Origin of the sequence: Aeromicrobium sp. S22 (genome assembly GCF_009661045.1) — a bacterium.
Taxonomy (GTDB): Bacteria; Actinomycetota; Actinomycetes; order Propionibacteriales; family Nocardioidaceae; genus Aeromicrobium; species Aeromicrobium yanjiei.
Map to the genome: position 1 here is coordinate 1,543,421 of NZ_WJWV01000001.1, position 25,924 is coordinate 1,569,344.

Genomic DNA, 25,924 nt, shown 5'->3' on the forward strand with positions numbered 1-25,924 from the left:
GATAAGTACGTGACGGACACAGCGGCGATGCAGGAACTCCCGATCGCCCCAGGATCGATCGTCGTGGTTCGTGACGAGGAATGGCTGGTCACCCAGCTCGAACCCGCCTCCGACGGCACATTCGTGCACGTCCAGGGCCTGACCGAGCTGGTGCGCGACACCGAGGCGATCTTCTCGACGGCGCTCGACACGATCGAGCCGCTCGATCCCGCCAAGGCGGAGGTCGTCGGCGACGATTCGCCCGCCTACCGCCGCTCCCGCCTGTGGCTGGAGTCGACGATGCGCAAGACGTCCGTTCCTCTGGCGGACACGGCTCTCACCGTGGCCACCCGGGGGCTGGCCGACACCCTCGACTACCAGCTCAGCGCCGTCCGGCAGGCGCTCGACCCCGACAAGCTCCGGCCCCGCATCCTGCTCGCGGACGCCGTGGGTCTCGGCAAGACACTTGAGATCGGGATGATCCTCAGCGAGCTCGTGCGACGCGGCCGGGGGGAACGCATCCTCGTCGTCACGCCCAAGCACGTCCTCGAGCAGATGCAGTTCGAACTCTGGACGCGATTTGCGCTGCCGTTCGTCCGCCTCGACTCCACCGGCATCCAGCGCATCCGCCAGAAGCTGCCGGCGAACCGCAACCCCTTCGCGTTCTACAAGCGCATCATCGTCTCCATCGACACCCTCAAGAGCGATCGGTATCTGGCCCACCTGGAGAAGCAGCACTGGGACGCCGTGGTGATCGACGAGTCGCACAACGTGACGAACTCCTCGGCGCAGAACAACCGCCTCGCGCGGCTGCTCGCCACCCGGAGTGACGCACTGATCCTCGCGTCGGCAACGCCTCACAACGGCAAGGCGGAGTCCTTCGCCGAGCTGATCCGCATGCTCGAACCGAGCGCGGTCACCCCGGACGGCGAACTAGTAGAGGACCTGGTCAGGGGCCTCGTCATCCGACGGCATCGGCACAGCCCCGAGGTGTCGAGCGTGGTCGGCGCCGACTGGGCCGAGCGTCTCGAGCCCGAGAACGTGCTCGTGCCCGCGTCGGCGATCGAGAACGAGATCGCCGACGAGCTCGACACTGTCTGGCTCTATCCCGAGACCGGTACCGCCCCGTATTCGGGAGCGAACGCGAAGCTGTTCCCCTGGACGCTCGCGAAGGCCTTCCTGTCGTCCCCGGCAGCGTTGGCCGAGACCGTGAAGAACCGAGTCCGCACCGTGGGCGCGTCCACGACCACCACCCGCCGCGAGCTCGATGCGCTGGCGCGCCTGGGCGAGATGGCCTCCCGCGCCGTCGACGGTGAGTCCGCCAAGTACGACGCGCTGGTGAAGCACTTGCGTGACATCGGGGTGGGGCGGAAGTCCACGATGCGCGCCGTGGTGTTCGCCGAGCGGGTGCCGACGTTGCACTGGCTCCGGAAGCGCCTCGCGACCGACCTGAAGATGTCGGAGGAGCAGATCGTCGTCCTCCACGGCCAGCTCAGCGACGAAAAGCAGCAGGCGGTCGTCGAGTCGTTCAAGCAGGAGTCGTCCCCCATCCGCGTGCTGGTGACCGGCGACGTGGCGTCCGAGGGCGTCAACCTCCACCTGCAGTGCCACCACCTGATCCACTTCGACATCCCGTGGAGCCTGATCCGCATCGAGCAGCGCAACGGACGTATCGACCGCTACGGGCAGAAGCACCGTCCACGCATCACCACGTTGCTGCTCAATCCGACGAGCGACAACTTCGCCGGGGACATCCGCGTGCTCAAGAAGCTGATGGAGAAGGAGCACGAGGCGCACCGCGCCCTCGGGGACGCCGCATCGCTCATGGGCAAGTACGACGTCGATGCCGAGGAGAGGGCCATCATCCGAGTCCTGGCCGAGAAGCGGGACCTCGACGCCGAGATCCGTGACGTCGAACAGGTAGCCGAAGGCGACGACGTCGCAGCGCTGCTCGCGCGCCTGATGGCGGGCGCCGCGCCATCCACTCCTGCGGTCGTGAACGACCGGACCGGCGTCTATGCGACCGACCTGGAATTCCTGCGCGACGCTCTCGACGAGGTTTTCATCACCCCCTCCCAGCCTGCACCCAACGGGGTTGCCTGGAAGGAGCACGGCGGGGCGCTGGCCGAATTGACACCTAGCGTCGACCTCGCGGCACGGCTCTCGGTGCTGCCGCAGTCATACCTGTCGGAGCGGCGGGTCAACGAAAAACTCATGCTGGCGACGTCAACCATTCGCGGCAACGAGCGGCTGCTGGAGGCACGTAGCGACGACTCCTCATCGTTGTGGCCTGATGCGCACTATCTGTCGCCCCTGCACCCGGTCCTGGACTGGGCGAGCGATCGCGCGCTGGCCTCACTCGCGCGCAACCAGATCTTCGCGGTCCGCAGCGACCGCGAAGACGCTGCCGTGCTCATCCACGGCAGCCTGACGAACAAGCGCGGTCAGGTCGTCGCGTCGTCGTTCCTGGTCGTGTCGTTCCCCGATGCCGACAACCCGGCCTTCAACCTGCCGACCCCGCACGCCTCCGTGGCGAGCGCAATGGAGGATCTACAGGTGCGCGCGACCAACACCGGCGCCGTGGCGTCGCCGAAGCAGTACGAGAAGCTCGTCTCCGCAGCCGTCGCTGCTGCCCGCAACCCGATGGCCGACCTGGAGCGGTCGGCCGGTCAGGAAGTCGTCCGCCGCGTGCAGCAGTGGCAGCACCGCGCGCAACGGTGGGAGCACGACGCCGAGGCGCTGGTGCAGCACGCCGCACTCAGAAGTCGACGATCGGCCATCGCGAAGGAACAGGAGCTGGCCGCCGAGATGTTGCCCGCACAATTGCTCGTCCGACCGTTGCTCGTCACCGTGGGCGGGAACGCCTGATGCCGGTCAGCGACGCGCTGGTCGTCGGCGAGGGCTGGATCAGCGAGCACTACTTCACCACCGATGCGACCAAGCAGTCCTTCCAGGCGCGCGTGATCGAGCGCCGCAAGGCGTGGGAGGAGGAGAAGGAGCACGGCACGACGCGCACCCGCTTCACCGCGGCACGCGGTGGTCTGCTCAGCACCTTCGTCAACCTCACGCCGGGCGCCGCGGACCGCGTCGATGATCTGTACGCCACGCTGCGTGCGGTTCTCGGCTTCGACCGGCCGGGCCTGGCCGTTCACGTCGACGGACCGGTGCACCGAGTGGCCGCCGCCGGCATGACCGGGTCGGCCCCGCTGGCGATCGTCCACGCGGTCGCCGTCGAGTCGGTCGAGGACCTCCTGGCCAAGGACGCCGAGACCCTGGTCGAACCGTTCGACCTCGACGAGACCACACGGCACACGTCTGTCGCCAGGACGGTATCGGCGCTGTTCACCGCCGCGGATCACCCGGACTTCGTTCTCGTCCTCGCGGGACGCCTCGCGCTCGTCGCCGAACGGGAACGCTGGGCCGAGGGCCGTTACCTCCTGGTCGACCTGCAGATCGTGTGCGAGCGCAACGACGACAAGCGTGGGGGAGAGGTCGACCGGGCGCTGACGTGCCTGGACGCTGCATCGCTCGCGCCGGACGCCGACGGAGAGGTCTGGTGGCGCATACCTCTGGAGGAGTCCGTCCGCCATACCGTCGGCGTCTCGGCCGATCTGCGCGAAGGCGTTCGTCTCTCGATCGAGATCATCGCCAACGAGGTCGTGACCCGTCGCCGGGCCAAGGGCCACGACCCGCTGCCCACCGATCAGGCGCAGGTGCTGGCGCGTCAGTCCCTGCGGTTCCTCTACCGGATCCTGTTCTTGCTCTACGCCGAGGCATCGCCCGAGCTCGGCGTACTGCCGACCGGTGCGCCGGAGTACGAACGCGGCTACAGCCTCGACCGCCTTCGCGACCTGACGTTGGTGGACATGACGAATCCTCAATCGATCGTCGGCACTCATCTGTACGACTCCCTCGGCGTGCTGTTCGGCCTCGTCGACAGCGGACACACCCCTGAAAATGAGGGAGATGAACACGAAGGACTGACCTTCCGTAGCCTGCGCGCGGATCTGTTCCGGCCATCGGCCACGGCCCTGATCGACGAGACCGGTCTCGGCAACTCCGCTCTGCAGCAGGTGTTGCGCCACCTCCTGCTCAGCAAGGAGAGCAAGGGCAAGGACCGCGGCTTCATCTCCTACGCCGAGCTCGGCATCAACCAGCTCGGCGCGGTCTACGAGGGTCTGATGTCGTACACCGGCTTCTTCGCCGAGACCGACCTGTTCGAGGTCGCCAAGGGCGGCGACGCCTCGAAGGGGTCCTGGGTGGTGCCCACCGATCGTGCCGACGACATCTCCGAGTCGGACTTCGTCAAGACCCGAGATCCGGTCACCGACGAGCTGGTTCCGGTGCTGCACGAGCGAGGTACCTTCGTCTACCGTCTCGCCGGTCGTGAGCGGCAGCAGTCGGCGTCGTACTACACCCCCGAGGTCCTCACCCGTTTCGTCGTCTCACAGGCACTCGAGGAGCTGCTCGATCAGGACAGCCACATCACCACGGCAGCGGAGATCCTTGGGCTGACCGTGTGCGAGCCGGCGCTCGGCTCGGGCGCATTCGCCATCGAGGCGGTGCGCCAGCTCGCGGACGAGTATCTGAAGCGCCGCCAGAACGAGCTCGGCGAGACCATCGATCCCGACGCCTATCCGCGCGAGCTGCAGAAGGTCAAGGCCTACCTTGCGCTGCACCAGGTCTACGGCGTAGACCTCAACGGCACGGCCGTCGAGCTCGCCGAGATCTCGCTCTGGCTCGACACCATGGTCGAGGGGCTCGAGGCGCCGTGGTTCGGACTGCACCTTCGGCGCGGCAACTCGCTGATCGGCGCCCGTCGAGCCGTCTACAGCCGCGAGCAGGTCTCGAGCAAGAGCTGGCTCAAGACCGTCCCCCGGGACGTGCCGATGTCCGACATGCCGGACGACGTACTGAACGGACGGCCCGGAGGCGGAGCAGGATCGGTCCATCATTTCCTGCTACCTGCCGAGGGGTGGGGATCGGCCGTCGACGCAAAGGAGGCCAAGACGCTGGCCCCCGAGGCGATGGCGGCGCTGAAGCAGTGGCGCAAGTCTGTGGCGGCCAAACCGACCAAGAAGCAGACCGACCAGCTGATCGAACTGGGTTACCGGGTCGAGGCGCTGTGGCAGCTCGCCTGGCAGCGTCTGCAGATCGCCGAGCGCGAGATCCGGCGTAGCGTCGACGTCTGGGGTGCGGATGACCTCCAAGCCGGCGGAGCGGTGACGCGCGAACAGATCGAGGAGAGCCTGGCCGACGCGAACGGCGCCTACCGCCGCCTGCGTCGTGTCATGGACGCCTGGACGGCCCTCTGGTTCTGGCCACTGACTGCCACCGAGACGACCATCGAGGTCGACGGCGTCGACCGCGTCGACCGCGTCGTCCAGCCCCCGACCTTCGACCAGTGGATCGACGCGCTGCAGAAGCTGCTCGGACGAGCCCCGGAGGTCAAGAAGCCATTTGCCGAGGGACAGATGTCATTGGCCAGCGCATCCAGCTGGGAGGATCTGGCAGAAGCAGAGGACAGCGATCGGCGGTACGCCGGCGCGGTCTCGATCGAGTCGTTGCTCGCTCAGCACCCCTGGCTGGTCGTCTGTGACCGCATCGCCGAACGGTACGGCTTCTTCCACTGGGAGCTGGACTTCGCGCCGACGTTCGCCGCTGGTGGTTTCGATCTTCAGGTGGGCAACCCGCCATGGGTGAGGCCGACATACGACGCCGAGTCACTCCTCGCTGAGGGGGACCCATGGTGGCAGCTGCGATCCAGAACCAGCCTCGATCAGATTGCGGCTCGTCGCCGCGCGACGCTCGAGCTTCCGAGAATGCAAGACCTTCTGCTCTCGGCGAGTTCCGCAATCGCCTCCACATCCGCGTTTCTAGGTGCTGTCACGCAGTATCCGCAGCTCGCTCGGTTACAGCCCGACCTCTACCGATGCTTCATGCTGCTGGCCTGGCGAAACCAGTCGAAGGACGGGAGTAGTGGCTTAGTTCATCCCGAGTCGCACTTCACTGACGCGAAAGCTGGCCTTCTGCGCTCGGCTACTTACCTTCGTCTCCGAAGGCACTGGCAATTCATAAACGAACTTTCTCTTTTCGAGATTCACCACCTAGTTTCATACGGCGTTCACGTGTATGGCGCGGTTCGCGAGCGCCCAGACTTCATCTCTGCATACTCTCTTTACCATCCCGACACTGCTGAGAGGTCGCTCGCGCACAACGGGTTGGGGGCAGCGCCGGGCCTGAAAAATGAAGAGGGCAGGTGGGACGTTCGACCGCACCGTGAGCGCCTCATTCGCGTCACGTCCGAAGTGATTTCGACGTGGCACGCCTTACTGGAGCAGCCTGAGACCCCTGTACTGCAGAGTCGCACTTTGTACGTAGTGAATCAATCGTCTGCTGCGGCGCTTGCAAAGCTTGCGAAGGTCCGGCGTCTGGAACAGACGGGGTACGAATTCTCGATGGGCTGGCACGAGGTCGATGATCGACGCGCGGGCCTTTTTGATGTCGGGTGGGGGACACCCGAAAGATGGCGCGATGTAATTTTGATGGGTCCGCACATCCACGTGGCCACCCCGTTCTACAAAGCGCCCAATCGCGCGATGGCGAATAACCTTGACTGGTCGCGTGTTGATCTCGAGAAGCTGGCTGGCGACGCGGTTCCCACCACCACCTACAAGAGATCAACCGACCAAACTAGCTACGACGCGAACTTCCCTCGGTGGCGAGGATTCACGGAGACGTCCCCACGGGATTACTACCGAGTCGCTTGGCGAAGCATGGCGGCCTCGACCGGCGAGCGAACCCTGATCCCGGCCCTGATCCCGCCTGGTGCGGTGCACCTGAAACAGAACATGTACGCGCTAGGTTTCCCCCAACAACCAGCGTTTAAGGTCGTTCTGGTGGCCGGGCTAATGTCATCTCTGATCGCTGACTTTCTAGTTCGAGCTGTCCCGAAATCGAGCATCCCGAAATCTCTGGTGGGGAAGCTGCCGTTTGGGGATGGTCCTCTCGCGGACCATGTAGTCGTTCGTGCGCTGCTTCTGAACTCAGTTACTAGCGCCTACGGCGATCTCTACAACGAAGTGATGGCTGACAGTCCTCATCGGCGCGATGCGTGGTCGGGAGGGATCGAGTATCCAGGACGCCGGGCATTTCGGTCGCTACCTGAGACATGGACTGACGAGGTTCCTCTTCGGCGCGCGAGCGATCGACGTCAAGCGTTGGTAGAGATTGATGCGATCGCCGCCTTGATGTTCGGACTCTCAGCCGACGAGCTCTGCACGATCTACCGGACTCAGTTCTCCGTGCTCTACGGCTATGACCGGAATACGTACTACTACGACGCCAATGGGCGCCTGGTACCCAACGGTGTGCTGACGGTGTGGCGGAAGAAGCGCGACTCGATCACCGAGGAGGAGCGGACGGCGAGGAACCAGGCCGGCAACACCTACACCTACGAGCTTCCGTTCGTGACCCTCGATCGTGAAGCAGACATGCGACAGGCGTACGCCCACTTCGAGAAGGTGCTTTCGACGAGCTCAAGCGGCGAGGACGGCTCAAGTGGCTCGGGCGGCACTCGCGGCGACTCACGTGAGGCGGTCAACGTATGAGCGAGCTGCTGCCGAGCGGGCAGGTGGAATCGCTGCGGGACGGGCTGACCGATTATCTGCGCACCACGTTCGCATTGGCCGACAACGACGCGGGCGCTGCCCTAGAGGAGTTCCTCGGCGATCGCGAGAACGGGATCTTCAAGGGGCCGTACCTGCGGCTTCGGTTGCCGTTCAAGGCAGCAGAGGACGGCTGGCGGGACTCGCTCGACTGGTACGAGGGACACACGCCCTACGGCCATCAGGCGGCAGCGTTCAAGCGGCTCAGCAGCGTGGGTCTGAACGGCGAACGACCACGGCCGGAGCCGACACTCGTCACGACGGGCACCGGATCGGGCAAGACCGAGGCGTTCCTCTACCCGATCATCGATCACGTGCTCCGCGCCAAGCGCGACGGCATCACGGGTATGAAAGCCCTGATCCTTTATCCGATGAATGCGTTGGCCAATGACCAGGCCCAGCGCCTTGCGACACTCATCAGCACCCACGGGGAACTGTCCGGCATTACCGCCGCGCTCTACACCGGTCAGCAGGGGTCCGAGCGCACCAAGGTGTCGAGCAAGGGACTGATCACCGACCGCGCGGTCATCCGCAGTGCCGCGCCCGACATCGTCCTGACCAACTACAAGATGCTCGACCAGATGCTGCTCCGCGACGCCGACGCGCGCATCTGGGAGCAGAGCGCCCACAGCCTGCAGTACCTCGTGCTCGACGAGTTCCACACCTACGACGGCGCACAGGGCACCGACGTCACGATGCTGCTGCGCCGCCTCGGCCTGGCGCTCAAGAGCCACTGGGGTGACCACGACGCACGCGTCACGGAGTCAAACCGGGCACGCCCGCTCGGGCACGTCACCCCGGTTGCCACCTCGGCGACGCTGGGCGACAAGGGCGACCCGCAGGCGATGCTCGAGTTCGCCCGCACCGTCTTCGGGGACGAGTTCGGCACCGACGCCGTCGTCACGGAGTCAAGGCTCAGTGCCGATGAATGGATCGGCGACGTGGTGCCGACAGATCGTGAGGTGACGTCTACCGTCGTCGAGGCAACGATTGCGGCACTCCGTGACGTCGACTCGTCCGATGGTCGGGCCATCGCCGAGGTCGTGCTCGGCAGCCTGTTCGCCGACGGCGATCAGCGGCGCGATCTACGGGCAATCTCCGAGACCGAGATGCTTGACCTGGTGAAGTCCGTGCCGCTCACGGTTCGACTCGTCAACGCCTGCCGGGACGCGGCCCACGTGTCGGACCTTGCCGAGCTGATCCCGTCCGACGAGGCGACCGCCCAGGCGTACTTGTTGGCGTTCGCCGCCACGCTGAGCCACATCCGTGCCGTGGTGGGACGGGAAGCGCTGTCTGTCGATCTGCACCTGTGGATCCGCGAGCTCACCCGCATCGACCGGGGCGCCTCGGTGGTGCCCAGCTTCCACTGGTCCGATGACGGTGAGCGTGAGGACGGTGGCACGGCCGTGTTCCCTGCCGTGTACTGCCGGCATTGTGGCCGTTCCGGCTGGGGCGTGATGATGGCGCCGGTCGGTGCCGAGCTCGACACCGACGACGAGGGCATCCGCGGGCGCAAGATGGTCGGCGACGAGCGATTCCGCGCCCTGATCCACGCGCCGGCCGAGGGTGAGACCGCGCTCGCAGGCGCCGTCGAGGTCGACAATCTGCGATGGTTCTCGGTTTCCGGCCGGAAACTCAGCGCAGGGCTGCCTGGCGAGGAGCTCGAGATCCGCGAGGGCCGGGTCCTGCCCGTCCTGACCCACCTGGGTCAGGACGCCGGAACGCTGTCCAAGGACGACTGGTGCCCGTCGTGCCTGCGCAAGGACGGCATCCGATTCCTCGGCTCGGCGATCGCCACGATGCTGTCGGTATCGCTGTCCTCGATCTTCGGCACTTCGGGGCTCGACACCCGTGAGAAGAAGGCGCTCGTCTTCACCGACAGCGTGCAGGACGCCGCCCATCGGGCAGGGTTTGTGCAGAGCCGCTCGCACAGCCTCACCCTGCGCGCGGTGATCCGCGAGGCGGTGGCCGACCACACGGAGATCGCACTCGACCAACTGGTTGACCGCATCATCGACCTGTGTGGTGACGACCCGCACCGACGCTACCGCGTGCTGCCGCCGGACTTCGCCGATCAGGACGAGTTCAGCCCGTTCTGGACCAGCGAGACACTGGCGAAGGTGCCCGCTCGCGTGCGAACGCGGGTGCGACGCCGACTGCTGTTCGACGTGGAGCTCGAGTTCGGACTGCAGTCGCGGGTGGGCCGCACGCTGGAGCTGACCGGCAGTGTCGCTGCGAAGGTCGACGCGCCCCCGGCCGTCCTCGTCGGAGCCGCCCAGCGTGCGATCGACGACGCCGTCCAGCAGCAGCTCGAGCACGGGCACGCTGTCGACGACATCACGAAGCTCGCGTGGGTCCGGGGTGTCCTGGAGCGGATGCGTGAACGCGGAGCCATCGAGCACGAATGGTTCCGCCGCTACCAGGCCGAGGACGGTCGCCGCTACGGCATCTGGGGCGGTCGTCCGCGGTCCGAAGGCATGCCCGCCTTCCCGCGGGGTCGTGCAGCCCCCGGTTATCCCCGTATCGGTGGTGCGAAGTCGGCCAAGGACTCCGATCTCGATCCGGTCACCGGTGCACAGAGCTGGTACACGCGATGGGCTGCGCGGATGCTCGGGTTGCCGGCCGCGGAAGCGGCGTCGCTCGCAAAGCTGCTGATGGAGCGACTCTCCCAGGCGGGAGTCGTGCACGTCGCCAACAGCGAGAGCGGCGCCAAGGTCTATCAACTGGCGCCCTCGTCGATCATGGTCTCGCCGGTCGATCTGGTCGACCTGGAAGGCAAGCGCGTCCGGCTGGTCTGTTCGGTGTGTCAGGCGGTCGTGCCCGGCACGCCTGACGTCGTCGACCAGTTGGACGGTGCCTCATGCATGGTGGCCCGGTGCCCAGGGGAGCTGGAGCGCTCGGGCGCCGCTGACAACTTCTACCGCCGCATGTACGAGTCGACGGACATCCAGCGGGTCGTGGCGCGCGAGCACACCAGCCAGCTCGACGACGAGACCCGCCTGGAGTACGAGAACGGGTTCAAGGCCAGCGCCAGCGAGCCGCAGTCGCCCAATGTTCTGGTGGCGACGCCCACACTGGAGATGGGCATCGACATCGGTGACCTGTCGACGGTCATGCTCGCGTCGCTGCCCCGAAGCGTCGCGTCGTACCTGCAGCGTGTCGGTCGAGCCGGACGTCTGACGGGCAACGCGCTCAACCTCGCGTTCGTCACCGGGCGAGGTGATCAGTTGCCTCGCCTCGGAGACCCGCTGTCCGTCATCAACGGTGAGGTGAGGCCGCCGGCGACCTACGTCGATGCCGAGGAGATCCTTCGGCGCCAGTACGTCGCGTCGGTCGCCGACCGGCTGGCCCGTGACATCACCGCCCCGCACCCCCGCAAGGCCACCGAGGCCATGAACGCCGACGCCGAGGACGGCTTTCTTCGGACGCTGATTCGCCGTGCCGAGCAGGACAGCCAGACGTACCTCGACGAGTTCCTCGCGGGACTGGGCTCGCTGCGCAAGGAATCCGAGATTGGGCTGCGCGAGTGGGCGACGCCCGGCGGCAGCGCCGACACGAGCGGCCTGGCCCAACGTATGTGCACCGAGGCGCACAAGTGGTCCGTCGAGATCGAACTGCTCAACCACCGGGCGCACGAAATCGAGAACGTGCTGCCCGAGCTGGAGCAGCGCAAGGACAGCCCTGCGGCGACCGACGACGACAAGTCGGCGTTCCGTACCGCGAAGGCCGCTCTCCGTCTGGCCAGGAAGCAGCTCGCTGATCTGCGGGGGGAGTACTGGATCGGGGTGCTGGAGAGCCACGGCATCCTGCCCAACTACACCCTGCTCGACGACTCGGTCGAGCTGGAGGTGGCGTTCAGCTGGATCGACCCGGATACGGGCGAGTTCGAGAACGAGCCCCAGACGTTCGACCGGGGCGCGTCTCTCGCGCTGCGGGACTTCGCGCCCGGTGCGACGTTCTACGCCCGCGGCCACCGCATCAAGGTCGACGCGGTCGAGCTCGGCCACGGTGGCGAACTCGTACGGGCTTGGGTGTTCTGCCCGGCCTGCGGCTACTCGCGGGCGCTGGCCGACGGTGAGCCCGGTTCGTGCCCGCGGTGCGGCAGTTCGGCCTTCGCCGATGTCAAGCAGCGCGTCGACGTCGTCGAGCTGTCCCGCGTGTCCTCGGCGATGAGGCGCGAGGAGGCGTCGATCGACGACTCCAGCGACGAGCGCGTACGCGAGCAGTTCACCGTCGTCACGTCGGCGGACGTCCACCCGGAGAAGGTGAGTCGCCAGTGGTTCGTCGACGGTTACGGGTTCGGCGTCCGTCACCTGAGGAACATGACGATTCAGTGGACGAATGTCGGCAAGTCGTCGGCTCAGGGCAGCGCGCGGACGATCTCGGGCGGTGAGTACGCCGCAGCCATGTTCCGTGTGTGTTCCTCCTGCGGGCAGCTCGACATGTCGACGCGCACCAATCGGGCGTCGGAGCACCGGCCGTGGTGCCCCCAGAGACGGGCGACGGAGGAGAGGACGACGACGCTCGCGCTGACCCGCACCCTGTCAACGGAGGGACTGGTCGTCAGGCTGCCCGGAATGATCTCGCTGGGCGACAAGTTCGCCGTCCCGAGCCTGAGCGCCGCTCTGCTGCTCGGGCTTCGGGAAATGATCGGAGGAGCTCCCGATCACCTCGCGGTCGAGGCCATCGTCGATCCGACCCTCAGCGACGGAGGTGACAATCATGACGCGTTGCTCCTGCACGACATCGTGCCCGGTGGGACGGGGTACCTGGCCGACCTCGCGGACGCCGAGACGTTCTGGTCGATCCTGCGCCGCGCCTGGGAGGTCGTGCGGGACTGCCCGTGCCAGGACGAGAACCGGCTGTCGTGCCACCGGTGCCTGCTCCCGTTCGCGGGGCGAGGCGGAGTCGGGCTGGTGTCCCGTCAGGCGGCCGAGCGTCACCTCCGCGACATCCTGCGAGGCGGTGACTCCGAGAGCGAGCTCGGCGGCGTGATGCCGTGGAAGCTGACGGACGAGGCCGTGCAGGCGTTCGATCCTGAGACGCAGATCGAGAAGAAGTTCCGCGTCGTCCTGGCCCAGCGCCTCGAGGCCATCGGCGCGACCGTCACCGAGAAGCCGGGCCCGCACGGCAATCGCATGATCATCCGAGCCGGCGGCGGACGGGTCTGGCGGCTGGAGCCGCAGCAGAACGTCGGGCCGGCCAAGCCGGACTTCGTCCTGCAGTGCGACCAGCCGGTGCCCCTCGTCGCCATCTTCTGCGACGGGTGGGCGTTCCATGCCAGCCCGGAGATCAACCGACTGCCCGACGACACCCACAAGCGCCAGGTGCTGCGCGACTCCGGCCACGTCGTGCTGGGGCTCAGCTGGGCCGACCTCGACGAGGCGCTGGACAGTAAGGCTCCTGTGCCCGGCTGGTTCGATCCGGCTGCGGCCACGGCCCTGCGCGCGGCTCCGGACGGAGGGTTCACCCAGTCGCAGGTCGACGTCATGGCCTCAGGTGCAATGGCATTCCTCGTGCAGTGGATCCAGGACCCCGACCCGGAGTCGGTCGGGAGGCTGGCGGACCTCATGCCGTACTTCGCTGTGGCGAAGTCTCAGCACGTCGCGATCACCGATCAAGCCGCGCTCGTCGACGTCGCGCGGGACATGCTCGACGGGACCCCGCCGCCCACCGGTACCGGTGCATGGATCTGGTCCACCGACACCGTCACGATGATCGCCCGGTCACCGGGTGGCCCGCTGAACTCTGTCGAGGTCGCGGTCATGCTCGACGATCGTCCATCGGCACTCGGCAAGGATCATCGTCCCGCGTGGCGGGAGTGGCTGAGACTGAGCAATGCGCTCAATCTCCGGTCGCGACCGACCACGATTGGGGTCCACTCGCAGGCCGCCAAACCCTCGACGCCGGACGAGGTGTCGGTGCCTGCCGACTGGGTGCCGTTGCTGGCGCAGGCGACCGGCGCCGAGCGCGCTCTGCTGCAGTTGCTGGCGGCGAGCGACGTCGACAAACCGGTCATCGGGTTCGAATCCGCGGGTGGGATCCCGCTCGACGTCTCGTGGCCCGACAAACGTCTTGCTCTCGACATCGAGTTCGTCGACGACGAGCGTGACGAACTGTCGGCGGAGGGCTGGACGCTGGTCCCGTCCGATGTCACCGCAATCCATGCGGCGTTGGCAGCGACAAAAGGAGCTCCCTGATGGCCCAACTCATCATGACCGCCGACGTGAACAAGCTCGACGGCAACATCAAGGCGCAGACCATGTCGTTCCTGATGAAGCTGGCGCAGGACGACACCCTGCCGGGGCTGCACATCGAGCCGATCAGCAATTCCAAGGACTCGAGGGTCCGGACCGGGCGCGTCACCCAGTTCTATCGGGCAGTGCTGTTCAAGCTGCAAGGAGCCGGTGACACGGCCTACTACCTGTTCGCCGGGGTGTGGCCGCACGACGACGCGATCGCCGAGGCGAAGAAGGCGTACCTCGAGATCAACCCGGTCAACGGGCTGCCCGAGGTGCTGCGAGCGAGCGAGGACGTCGCTGACTCACCCGCGACCACCGAGCCGCAGTCCACGCCTGTGACGGGCCCGGACACGTCGATCCTGCAGACATGGGGGATCGCCCGCGAGGACCTGATCGGTGTCCTGGGGCTCCAGGTGCCGGTCGTCGACGCGGCGTTCGCCGCCGCCGACGAGGACGAGCTGTACGCCGTGGCGGAGAAGGCCAGCACGTGGCAGGGCGTCGTGCTGCTCGAACTCGCGGCCGGCAAGTCGGTCGACGACATTCGCGAGATCCTGGCGCTCGACCGCGAACCCGTCAAGGTTCCGATTCCGGTTTCCGAGGGTGAGGAGAATGACGAGGAGGTGCTGGCGGCTTTCCGCCGCCCGGCCGCCGCCATGCAGTACGCGTTCATCGAGGACGACGAGGAACTGCGGCGTGCCATCGACGACGGCGACTTCGTTGCGTGGCGGACCTTCCTGCATCCCGAGCAGCGCAAGTACGCCACGGCGGACTACAACGGACCCTTCCGGCTGTCGGGCGGCGCCGGCACCGGCAAGACCGTGGTGCTCATCCACCGCGCGCGCGAGCTTGCGCGGAAGAACCCGCAGGCGCGGATCTTTCTCACGACCTACACGACCACACTGGCCGAGTCACTCCGGTCGGGGCTCAAGCAGCTGGACCCCACCGTGAAATTGGCTGCCGAGATGGGCGACCCCGGTGTGTTCATCACTGGGGTCGACTCTGCGGTGAGCCGCGTGCTGAAGAAGGCGGAGCCCCTCGACCGAGCCATCGGCATCGAGGCCGTCTTGGGATCGAGGTCGGGTGAGATCGTCGGCCGCACCAACTCGCAGAAGGCGTGGCAGGAGGCGATCGCAGCTGCTGGGAACGACCTCGGCGAAGGGCTGGCCAGCCCGGTGTTCATGCAGGCGGAGTACGCCATGGTTGTCCTCCCCGGCCGGATCACGTCACGCGACGACTACTACCGCGCCAGGCGGCCCGGTCGGGGTGTTGCGCTCGATCGCTCGCGGCGCGCGGCCGTGTGGTCGACGATCGAGTCGTACCGTGCGTGGACGGCCATCGACGGAAGCATCGACTACAGCGAAGCCGCGTCGATCGCCGCCGCCGCGCTGGAGCAGTCCGGGCCGTTGGTCGATCATGTGCTGGTCGACGAGGGCCAGGACCTGACTCCCAGTCACTGGCAGTTCCTCCGGGCCGTCGCCGCCGAAGGCCCGAATGACCTGTTCATCGCCGAGGACGCCCACCAGCGGATCTACGGTCAGCAGGTGGTGCTCGGCCGCATGGGCATCAAGATCGTGGGCCGCTCCCGCCGGCTCACGCTCAACTACCGTACGACGGCGCAGAACCTGGGGTACGCCCTCGGCATCCTCTCCGGTGAGACGTATGTTGACGCCGAGGGGGAGGTCGAAAGCGTCGGTCAGTACCGGTCGGCGCGGAGGGGCCCTCTGCCGCAGACCGTCGCAACAGCGTCGGTGGGCGATGAGCTCGACAAAGCGGCGGAGATGGTTGCCCAGTGGCTCGAAGCCGGCCAGGCACCGGACTCCATCGGCGTCCTGGTGCGCGACAAGCAGCAGATGAGTCGGGTGGTGCACGGTCTGGCGGAACGCGGCGTCGCCGCCAGACAGGTCGACACCAAGACGGCGGGCACCGGTATGCCGTTGGTGATGACCATGCATCGAGCCAAGGGAATGGAGTTCGCGTGCGTCATCATCTTCGGCGCGAGCCACGACGAGTTGCCGGCATCGTTCCTGGTCAAGGGACTCGACGAGGCCGACAAGAACGACTTCCTCCAGCGCGAGCGGTCGCTGCTGTACGTGTCGGCGACCCGCGCCCGTGATGAACTGGTCGTCATGTGGGCCGGGGAGCCCAGCGAAATGCTGCCGGTGCAGGAGGAACGGTCATGACAGACTCGCCGAGCGGCGAAGTGTTGCTGTTCGTCGAGGGTGACCGTCTGCTGGTGGAGGGCGCCCGGTCCGACATCGACGCGCTGCTCACACAACTCTCGCTGCCGGCCGAGCGGTCACGTCGCGGTGTCGCGACCGGTGTGGCTGAAGTGGGCGCCGCGGCGGCGACAGCCGGGGCGGTGATGTCAACGACGAGAGAGCTCTATCAGTTGACTCCGGCCGCCAAGGCGCTCGTTGCACAGTTCGGCGAGGCGACCAACGCTGCGGGGGACATGGCAGGCGTGGTCCGACGCGACGGCAGCTCGATCGCCGGTCACCTATCGTTCGATCATGTCTCGATGGGAGCCGAACAGGCAGTCGCGCTGCAGACGGCAGCCATGGCAATTGCTCTTCGCTCGGCAATTGCCGACGTCAAGAAGGCAGTCGAGGAGGTCGACGACAAGGTCGAGGACCTGCAGCGGCACGTGCGTGCTCGGGAGATTGGCGAGGTGATCGGTCTGTTCCGAGACCTGGAGCGCGTCGTCACGAGGACACAGCAGGTCGGGCGCATCCTGGACGCGGACTGGGACAGCGTTGACTCCGCTCGCCGCGATCTGTCCACGGCGCTCGAACGTTTACGCGCCTACGTGACCAGCACAGTGCGGGCAACGGCGCCGTCGGACGACCTTCCTGACCGTGTGAAGGCGGTCGAAAAATTGTCATCGACAGAATCGGTGGCCGGCTCGCTGCAGCTCATCACGGTGGCCGAGCACGCTCTCCACCTGTGGCACTACCTGTACGTGGAGCGGGTCAGACATACCGAGCCCGAGCACCTGGCGGTCGCTGTGGAGTCCGCACGCGACATGCTCGACCAGCAGCACCAACTCGACGAGGAGCTGGTCAGGCTGATCGTCGAGCGCGCCGCCGCACTCGGCGATGTCCGGCCGCTGGAAATCCACCGTCGTGGTTCAATCAGCAAGATGGACCGCGCGTTGCGATCGGCCCGGGAAGTGGCCGGTACCTTCGCCGATCGCACCCGGAGCGAGCTGCCGGATCTCGACCGTGAAGCAATACGCCCGGGCATTGCCGAGGCACGTCACGAAGTCCGAGCACGCGCCGTAGAGGCCCGCGCGATCGGGGCCGACGTCTCACGCGACGTGGCGAAGATCGTCAAGGATCGCACCGAGGCGCGGGTCGAGAAGATCAGGCGGAAGTCGTGACGGTCCCGACGTCCTCGTACGCCTACAGCCCGGCGTAGTACTCGCGGATCAGACCGGCCATCATCTTGCGTCGCTCGACGAGGAAGGTCTGATACGACTCGACGTCGACCTTCGCGATCTGACCGGGCACCGCGTTCTCCGCGAGATTGCGGGCAAGGTCATCGGCGGACGTAAGCTCGCCGATCGTGAGGGGGCTGCCGCCGAGCTGGCGGTCCAGCTCAGACATGTATTCGGTCGGCGGTCGATTCCCGATGTGGATGTTGATCGGTGTCTCGGTGAGCACATAGTTCGCGACCTGGTTGTAGTCGGCCCGGTCGGGAAAACCGTTCTTCTTGAGGTAATCGCGCGGCACGATGTGGTGAATGTCGCCACGATTCTCGATCATCGCCTGGACGGTGATGCTCTTCGACAGAAAACCGCGTGCTCGGTGCTTCACCTGCGCTGCGAGGAACGTTTGGAAGTAAGGGCTGTTGATGCTCGACGTGTTGAGATCAGAGGGCAGAGTCACCGTCCAGAAACTCTCCGAGAGCTCTGAAGCCTCGAGGTGCTCCAGGTAACCATCGGCTCCCTGCTCGCGGATTCGACGAAGATCTTGGTCGAACGTCGACTCGAAGCTGCCGGAGTGGCGGTTGGTGAGCATCGACATGACGAACCAACGACGGACGATTCGTTTGGTCGCAGCGTCGCTCATCGCTTCGTCCTTGCGCAGGATGAGGTACAAGGCGTACGCGAAGTTCAGCGCGTTCTGAGAGCCGATCATGGTCGGAGCAATGAAGCCGGTGGATTTGATCGTCATCACGAACTGCTTGAACGTGTGCTCGTTGACAATGTTCAGCAAGGATTCTTCGAGCCGGTCGAACGCCGGCTGTATGCGAGTCTCGTCGAACTTCCGGGTCTCCGGGTCTCGCCCGGACAGTTCACTGACGAGATGGGACGGCTTGCCCCGACGGAAGCCCGCGATCGTCGCAACACGGATGATGTCTTTGAAGCTGGGATCGTAAAGATCCTCCGAGTCGTCCTTGAGCCAAGCGATCTTCGAGATGAACTTCGAGGCTGCGAAGTCCTTGTCGTTTTTGACGATGTCCCCGTACACGTGCGGTGCCACGGCGAGATTGCAGAAGTAGTCGATCAGCTTACGGAGATTCCTCCCTTCGTCCCCGTACGTGGCGATCTTGCTCATCGCGAAGTCAGCGCTGTTGAGAGGAACGCCCTTGGAATTGATGCGGATGAAGATCTCGGACACCGTTTCCACGTCGAGGTCGTCCGCGAGGTTGATGATGCCGATTGGAGCGTTCTTGATCCCCTGCAGGTGCTCGATGTTCCGCTCGACGACCTCAGCGGCCACATCGGGATTCCGCTCCAAGTATCCCCGCATGAACGTCAGCAACGACGAACCGCTGAACAGCTCCGCGACGTCCGCGATCCATTGAGGGTTCTTGCGGATCACCGGCGTAGCTGTCTCGAAGGCCTCGGTCACGGGGTTGAAAGCGATGCGGATGCGGGCGGTCTTGTAGTCGCTCCCCATGACCTCCTCGCCGGCGATCGCGGCTCGAAGAGCTGTGACTCTTTGCTGACCGTCGATCAAGATCTGCTGGTGGGTCGCGTGGCTGCCGTCCTTCAAGGCCGCGCCTCGCGACTGCCACGTGATCAGGTATCCGACCGGGTAGCCCTTGTAGAGCGAGTCGAGAAGATCGCGAACCTTGGTGCTGTTCCACACGAAGGGTCTCTGCAGTTCGGGAATCGCGATCTGTCCCGACCTCACCCAGCCCAGGAGGATCTCGACGGGCTGCTGATTCACGCTGTACTTGGCCACGGCACGACACTTTCACAGGAAGTCTCGGGATCGGGGGATTCAGCGGGCCGGCAAGTCACCTCCCAGTGCGGGACCTGAAGGAAGCCGAAGGGGCGGTAGCTCGGCTCGTTGATCGAATGCTCGGCCTGACGAGGTCGGCGGTTGCCCGGGTCGAGACCCTGGGAGTGGCGTAGCGCTGGGTGACCCTGTCGAGATCAGGCGGAGTGCGCGCGGAGGCCCTCATTTTTTCGATCAGGAGCTCGTTGGGGCGGTGGGACCAGACCCGGCGCCAGAGCCTCTGGTGGAAGCAGTCACAGGGACGACCGAGAAAAGGGACACCTGGGTGGACAAGGTCTGACAGGAAATACTGCCCGCAGGAAGCGCCAGCGGAGCTCCGTCGGGCGGCGACCTCAGCACCAAACTGTTGTCAGACAGTGTGACGAGGAAGAACCACGGCTGCCGTAACCAGATGTGGGGGCCTGGTCGACATGAGCACCTGCTGGTCGAGCAGCTGAAGGCGTCTTCGGAGACGAATGTCCAGGTCGACGGCCTTCCGGGTCAGGCTTTCAGCTGACTCGGCGGTCGCGACACCTGTCCGTTCCTTCGACGCTGCGGCTTCAGCGTCGAGCAGAAGGCGGTCCCGCTCGCCTCCGAGTCGTGCGGTGATCAGAGCACGGGACTTCTCGAGCTCGGCGATCCGCCGGGGCCGCACCTCAGCGAGGTACCGGGGAAGCTGGTTGGTGATGATCCAGCTGATGGCCTTGTCCTCGGCGTCAGCGATCCAGGGGAGATGTGCAGCTACTGTCGCCGTCTCAGCGGGCGCTGCCGTGCAGTCGAGGTACGGGGCCGGACCGGCAGGCGTGACCGTGCCCTGGCTGTCGACGTAGGCGTACCCGAAACGCTTGGCGACGGTCGATCCGGTGGCGTCCGCGACTTCTTCGATGACGCTGACCAGCAGATGTGGCTCATCAAGACTGGGGGAGACGAGGACGGTGCCGTGGTTCAGGGAGCCGCCGAGAAGCTGGACCGTCTCGTCCATCACGGCGTCGTGCAGCGGGTGGCCAGGAGCGAGCAGGTCGGCCCGGGAGAGGCCGTCAGGCTGGACGTGCGCCATGCCGAAGGCGACGCGATCGTACCTGCTGGCGACCGGTCCGTGCCTGTTGGCGCGAACGTGAGCGGGCACGTTCGCGATCTCGTAGCGTCCATTCTCCCGTCGGACCATGCGCCCGCCGTGGCGGGCGAACGCTGATTTGAAAGCCTGCTCGATGTCGTGAGGGTGCAGGCGACGTGTGCGTGCTTGGTCCATCGCTTGTCGCATGGCCGCCACGTCCGGTTCCGCGAGGCGGTTCGAGACGAGCGCCCGTTCGGTGAGGATGTCCTCGAGCCCGTCCCCGACCCGTGCATCGATGACTTCGTGCATCTTGGCCTTGACCTCAGGACGGTCTCCATACTGGATCGCCTGGAGAAGGAGGTCACGAAGCGGGGTCTCGGTGAACGCTTCACCAAGGACGTCGAAGACCCTTCCGCCGTAGGTGGCACGCATCTGGTCAAGCTTCTCGAGCAGGCGCGTGAAGACCTCGCCCTCGCGGGTGTTCGATGCCACGAGGTTCCACAGCCGGCAGACCTCCTCCTGACCGATGCGGTGGACGCGCCCGAACCGTTGCTCGATGCGGTTGGGGTTCCATGGGAGGTCGTAGTTGACCATCAGGTGGGCTGCTTGCAGGTTGAGGCCCTCGCCGGCTGCGTCGGTCGCGAGGAGGATCTGGCATTCGCGATTCTTGGTGAACTCCTCAGTGATCTGTCTGCGATCGGTGCGGCGAACCCCACCGTGGATCACTCGGACGGCATCGGGGTTGCCAATGAGAGAAGTGATGCGCGTGTGGAGGTAATTCAACGTGTCGCGGTGCTCGGTGAAGATGATGAGCTTTCGAGGCGATCCGTCTTGATCGGTGGTCAGCGCGTGGTCCTGGAGGATCGACGACAGCTCGGCCCACTTGCGGTCGGTGCCTACGTCGCGTACTCGCCTGGCCGTCACGATCAGGTCCGCGAGCTCGATCAGCTCGGCGCTCAGCTCCTCGACTGTCCGGGCAGCAGTGGTCGCGTCGAGGAGTTCCTCCTCGATCTCCTCGACCTCACCGGCGCTCAAGTCGTCGGCGTCGAGCGCGTCGAGGTGGGGTGTGAGGTCACGGTCTGAGTACGTTCCGGTGAGGATCTGCTGTTTCTTGCGCTCCAGCCGTTCTGAACGCCGTACGAGGCTTCGGTAGATCGCCTCCGGGCTGGACGCGACACGGCGTTGAAGCACCGTCAGCGCGAAGCCCACGGCGTTCTTCCGCTTGCCGTCGAGATTCTCGGCACGGTTCATCCCCTCGCGGACGTAGTTCGTGACGTCTTCGTAGAGGTGGCGCTCCAGGGCTGTGAGCTCGTAGGGGACGGTCTCGGCGATTCGCTCGGGAAAGAGCTTCTTCCCCTCGAAGGTGAGCAGGTCCTCCTTCGTCATGCGACGCATGATGCCGTCAAGATCGGCGGAGCTCGTGCTCTTGCCCTCGAACCGGTCGCGGTCCAGCAAGGTGAGGAAGAGCTGGAAGTCTTCCTCCTTGCCTGAGTGAGGAGTGGCGGTCATCAAAAGCAGGTGCCTGGTGATCTCGCCCAGGGCCTCGCCGAGCTGAAACCGCTTGGTCTTCACGAGCTTGCCGCCGAAGTAGTGGGCGCCCATCCGATGCGCCTCGTCAACGACGACGAGATCCCAGGCGGTCTCCTTGAGCTGCTCCCGGAGCGTGTCGTTGCGTGAGAGCTGGTCCATCCGAGCGATCAGGAACGGGCTGGAGTCGAAGACATTCACGTTGACATCGGCGTCGATGAGCTGATTGGTCAGGAGCTCGAACCGCAGCCCGAACTTGAAGAACAACTCGTCCTGCCACTGCTCTACCAATCCACCGGGGGCGATGATGAGACAGTGTTTGACGTCGTCGCGCAGCACGAGTTCTTTGATGTAAAGCCCGGCCATGATCGTCTTGCCGGACCCTGGGTCGTCAGCCAATAGGAAGCGGAGCGGGGTACGCGGCAGGAGCTCGTCGTAGACGGCCTGGATCTGGTGGGGCAGCGGCTGCACATCGCTGGTGGCTACAGCGAGCATGGGGTCGAACAACCCAGCCAAAGTGATCCTCTGAGCTTCGGCCGCGAGCTTGAAATCTTCAGCCGAGGAATCGAACGAGCGACTCCCTGTCTGAGCGACGGTCAGGGACGCCTCGTCCTTGCGGAAGACGACCTGCTGCCCCAGCTCTCCGGCCGCCGTCTTGTACGTCAGCTCGAGCGCGTCGGCCCCGTGCCACTGGGCATAGATGACAGTCACCACCTCGGCGGGGATGACTCCCTTGATGCGGGTGCCTGACTTGAGCTTCTCGAGCAGCACTGCTTCCTCCTGATCATCACCCACTGACGCCAATCAGAGGCGCAAGAAGTCGGGTTCCAACTCGGTCGCCGGTGTCGGCCACTAATCTTGGCACCACCCCACTGACGACGTTGGCGGAACCGGAGTGGCGCGGGCCGTCACCTGTCGATGAGGAACCAGGATGAATCGCGCAGAGCGCGCTCAGATCAGAGAAGTCATTGGTGACGTCCGCGGATGGATCAGTGCCGCCCAAGAGGTGAGGCATTGGTCGGCGCACATGCCTCTTTCCGGAGCGGTTGATCTGGGGGCGGACGGCGCTGTGCTGCCCACGTTCGACAGGGCCGAAGCCTCGGGCGACCTGGAGTCCGCCGCATCGCTGGCGAGGCCAGCCCTCTTCAGCGGGAGGAAAAGTCGGCAGCCGGCTCACGAAGCGGCGGAGCGGCTGACCTGGTTCCACCAGGCGGTGCGGGAGGCCGCCTCTGACGAAGTGCTCAAAAAGATGCGAGCCGCGCTTTTTTCCCAGGTGAGCGACGAGTCGGAGCGGCTCCGGCAGGTGCTCGAGGACCTCGAAGGTGCACGAAGACACATGGCAGCAACGCTCGACGACGCGGCACACATGCCAGTCGGCGGAGGAGGAGTGCTCGGCACGTCCGAGAAACAAGCAATGACATCGCTGGTAAGAGTCGTCGATACCCACGAGCCTGCGGCGAGACGACTGCTTACCGATCCCGCGTCCTGCGCCGACGGCAGCTGCCGCCCCCGCCACTCGTCCGCTGCAACGCTCGCTGCTTTCCTTCACGAGGTGCGCACGAACGGGGCACTCCAAGAGATGTGGGCCACCGGCGAGCGAATTTCCACCCAGCTCACAGCGGAGAGGGCCCAGATCAGGGCGCTGGCCGAGCGGATGCAGACCTGGCAGGGGTGGGTTGACGAGATCCGGCAGTCTCGCGACGTCGCCAGAGCTGACGTCGAGTCACAGGTGGCAGCGGCTTTCCGGGAGGCCCTTGCAGTGAAGCTTGGTGAGTTCACGGTGAGGCTGGTCCCGCTCACTGACAACAACGCGGCGCTGATATCAAGCCTCACCTTTCTCCGCGATGCCTCGCTCACGTCGGCGGACGAGAAGAAGCTCCAACACGCGCTCGACGTGGCGGGGAGATTCCTCCGGCCGGTCAAGAGGGGGTTCAACGCTCGATGGGAGTGCCATAGGGACGACAGCTGCCGTGCTGCTCACGAGCTGGCACCAGCGGCTGTCAGAGAGGCGCAGGAGTTCGAGAAGGAGTTGGCGCGCCTGGTCGCTCCGTCGGTTGCGTCGGAGCAGAGCCTCGATACGTTGCTGGACCCGTCGCTTGGACTCCGTGGCTATTTGCCTCGTCCGTCCGGCACGCCCGAGATGCTGTCGGCAGATCTCACCAGCCGCGCCAAGATCGGGGTCGAGGCGATCGTCAGCGCGTCCGACGCCGCCGTTGCGGCGTCAAGGGCTGCCAAGGCTGCTGCAGAAGCCGTCCGCGCCGCCGACGTGAAGAGCGCTTTGAAGGCGATGGACCTCGAAACGCTCAGGAAGGCTTCCCATGACCAGATTCGCGTGGGCGCTCTGTCGAACGCTGGACTGGTCAACGTCTGGGACGTGTACAAGTTCGAGGAGAAGCACCATCTTCACGAGCTCCCAGGGATCGGTGAGTCCTCGGCCCGGAGCATCGTTCAGGCAGTGCGTCGCCTGTACGAGGGCGTGCGCGATGAGACGCCGGTGCGCATTGACGTCAAGCGCCGCGGGAAGCAGGATGAAGCACTCCTGCTCGCTCTCCGGGCTTGGGACGGGGCCAGAACGTTCGTCCCGACCTCTGACGAGGCCGCACTCGCCAGCAGACTCCTCTCGCTGTTCAAGGCGAAGAAGGCCACGACACGGGTCCTCGCCGTCGTCCAAGGGCGTGTGCCGCCGGATCAACCGGGCATTTCTTCCCTGCTCTCGGAAGCGCTGAGGCGAACCGCCCAGACCACTGATCCGGCCGACGTCTGGACCGACTTCCTCTCTCGCCCGGCTGACTACTTCGGGATGCTCACCGAGCTCGGTTTCATCACCGAGGACGAGAAGAAGATGCACGGGGATCTCCCGGAAGAGGTCGTCGAAGCGGTGCGCGCCAAGGAGCTCAGGCGTGACCATCTGACTGCCTCTCTCCGCGCCTACCAGAGCTTCGGCGCCCGCTTCTGCATCGTGCAGGAGAAAGTGGTCATTGGTGACGAGATGGGTCTCGGGAAGACAGTCGAGGCACTCGCGGTGTTTGCGCACCTTCGGGCTGTAGGACACTCTCACTTCTTGGTCGTCTGTCCTGCTGCCGTGGTGAGCAACTGGATGCGGGAGACCTCGAAGCACACCAAAATGAGAGCCGTACGCCTGCACGGTCCACTCGCCGAGCGCAACGACGCGGCGAAGTCATGGGTGCGCAACGGCGGCGTCGCCGTCACGACCTACGACCTGCTCCTCTGGGCACAGGCGCAGGCCACAGAGGTGGAGATCGGCTGCGCAGTCTTCGACGAGGCGCACTACATCAAGAACCCCAGCGCGCAACGATCACAAGCCGCTGCAGATCTGATCAGCTCGCTCCGGTACGCCATCCTGATGACGGGCACCCCGCTGGAGAACAACGTTCAGGAGTTCAGGAACCTCGTCGGCTACGTGCGGCCGGACCTGTCGGAATCAGCGCCGGAGTATCTTCCTTCCAAGTTCCGCAAGCACGTCGCGCCGGCGTATCTCCGCCGAAACCAGGAGGATGTGCTCACAGAGCTGCCCGAGCTCGTCGAGACCGACGACTGGATGAGGATGTCCGACTCAGATAAACGGTCGTACCGAGGTGCAGTGCAGGAAGGCAACTTCATGCTGATGCGTCGGGCCGCGATGGTGTCGGGACGCTCTTTTAAGGTCGAGCGTCTCATCGAGATCGTCGGGGAAGCAGAGGCCAACGGACGCCGGGTCATCGTGTTCTCCTATTTCCGCGACGTCCTGTCCGAAGTCGCGCGAGTCCTTCCCGGTGAAGTCTTCGGACCGCTCACGGGCTCGCTCCCTGCGAAGGATCGACAGACTCTTGTCGACCGGTTCTCGAAGGCCAAGGGTGGGGCCGTTCTTGTGGCACAGATGACTGCCGGGGGAGTCGGACTGAACATCCAGTCGGCTTCAGTAGTGGTCATCTGTGAACCCCAGCTGAAACCGACGATGGAGTCTCAGGCGATCGCTCGAGCCCATCGGATGGGGCAGACGAACACCGTGCAGGTGCACCGGCTGCTGAGCGAGGACAGTGTGGACGAACGAATCCGGGAGATCCTGGCCGAGAAGCGGCAGCTCTTCGACGATTTCGCGCGTGACAGCGTCATCGCGAAGGGTGCGCCGGATGCAGTGGATGTCTCGGACGCTGAGCTGGCAAGAATCGTGATCGCCGCCGAGAGGGAGAGGCTTTTCGGTCAGGTCAGACCCGTGGTGGACTGATC

The 25,924-nt window shown here is 65.5% G+C and carries 8 protein-coding genes; 6 read left to right on the plus strand and 2 right to left on the minus strand.

All coding sequences use genetic code 11. The features are described from left to right. Positions 1-27 precede the first annotated feature (27 nt). Genes GEV27_RS18245 through GEV27_RS07595 form a run of 5 tightly spaced genes read left to right on the plus strand, consistent with a single transcriptional unit; the run spans position 28 to position 17,267 of the window. Entirely contained in the window at positions 28-2,847 is a 2,820-nt protein-coding gene (locus GEV27_RS18245) for a helicase-related protein (protein ID WP_153934020.1), read from the plus strand. Further along, positions 2,847-7,589: a class I SAM-dependent DNA methyltransferase gene (locus tag GEV27_RS07580; RefSeq protein WP_228764929.1), complete on the plus strand. Its 4,743-nt coding sequence runs from the start codon at positions 2,847-2,849 to the stop codon at positions 7,587-7,589. The genes GEV27_RS18245 and GEV27_RS07580 overlap by 1 nt, the downstream gene beginning before the upstream one ends. After that, positions 7,586-13,846, plus strand: a complete 6,261-nt coding sequence (locus GEV27_RS07585; protein ID WP_153933806.1) for a DEAD/DEAH box helicase — start codon at positions 7,586-7,588, stop codon at positions 13,844-13,846. The genes GEV27_RS07580 and GEV27_RS07585 overlap by 4 nt, the downstream gene beginning before the upstream one ends. Further along, a complete protein-coding gene (locus GEV27_RS07590; protein ID WP_153933807.1) occupies positions 13,846-16,068 on the plus strand; it encodes a 3'-5' exonuclease in 2,223 nt (740 codons plus the stop codon). Before GEV27_RS07585 ends, GEV27_RS07590 begins: the two co-directional genes overlap by 1 nt. After that, positions 16,065-17,267 carry a hypothetical protein gene (locus tag GEV27_RS07595; RefSeq protein WP_153933808.1) on the plus strand — a complete coding sequence of 401 codons (1,203 nt, stop codon included), beginning with the start codon at positions 16,065-16,067 and terminating at the stop codon, positions 17,265-17,267. The genes GEV27_RS07590 and GEV27_RS07595 overlap by 4 nt, the downstream gene beginning before the upstream one ends. 22 nt (positions 17,268-17,289) lie before the next feature. On the opposite strand, the gene GEV27_RS07600 is transcribed toward GEV27_RS07595, so the two are convergent. Together GEV27_RS07600 and GEV27_RS07605 are read right to left on the minus strand one after the other, a co-directional pair. Further along, positions 17,290-19,080, minus strand: a complete 1,791-nt coding sequence (locus GEV27_RS07600; RefSeq protein ID WP_309222095.1) for a DUF262 domain-containing protein — start codon at positions 19,078-19,080, stop codon at positions 17,290-17,292. Between the two features lie 406 nt (positions 19,081-19,486). After that, the gene (locus GEV27_RS07605; RefSeq protein ID WP_309222096.1) at positions 19,487-22,468 is read right to left on the minus strand and encodes a helicase-related protein; all 2,982 of its coding nucleotides are present in this window, start codon (positions 22,466-22,468) and stop codon (positions 19,487-19,489) included. Positions 22,469-22,628: 160 nt separating this feature from the next. Between GEV27_RS07605 and GEV27_RS07610 the strand changes: the two genes are divergently transcribed. Beyond that, positions 22,629-25,922, plus strand: coding sequence for a DEAD/DEAH box helicase (locus GEV27_RS07610; protein ID WP_153933810.1), 3,294 nt, complete (start codon positions 22,629-22,631; stop codon positions 25,920-25,922). The last annotated feature ends 2 nt before the right edge of the window (positions 25,923-25,924 follow it).

Bases quoted from the DNA above. Each gene is read 5' to 3' on its own strand.
- GEV27_RS07595 (WP_153933808.1), top strand. From the start codon at position 16,065: ATGACAGACTCGCCGAGCGGCGAAGTGTTGCTGTTCGTCGAGGGTGAC.
- GEV27_RS07580 (WP_228764929.1), top strand. From the start codon at position 2,847: ATGCCGGTCAGCGACGCGCTGGTCGTCGGCGAGGGCTGGATCAGCGAG.
- GEV27_RS07610 (WP_153933810.1), top strand. From the start codon at position 22,629: ATGAATCGCGCAGAGCGCGCTCAGATCAGAGAAGTCATTGGTGACGTC.
- GEV27_RS07585 (WP_153933806.1), top strand. From the start codon at position 7,586: ATGAGCGAGCTGCTGCCGAGCGGGCAGGTGGAATCGCTGCGGGACGGG.
- GEV27_RS07590 (WP_153933807.1), top strand. From the start codon at position 13,846: ATGGCCCAACTCATCATGACCGCCGACGTGAACAAGCTCGACGGCAAC.
- GEV27_RS18245 (WP_153934020.1), top strand. From the start codon at position 28: ATGCAGGAACTCCCGATCGCCCCAGGATCGATCGTCGTGGTTCGTGAC.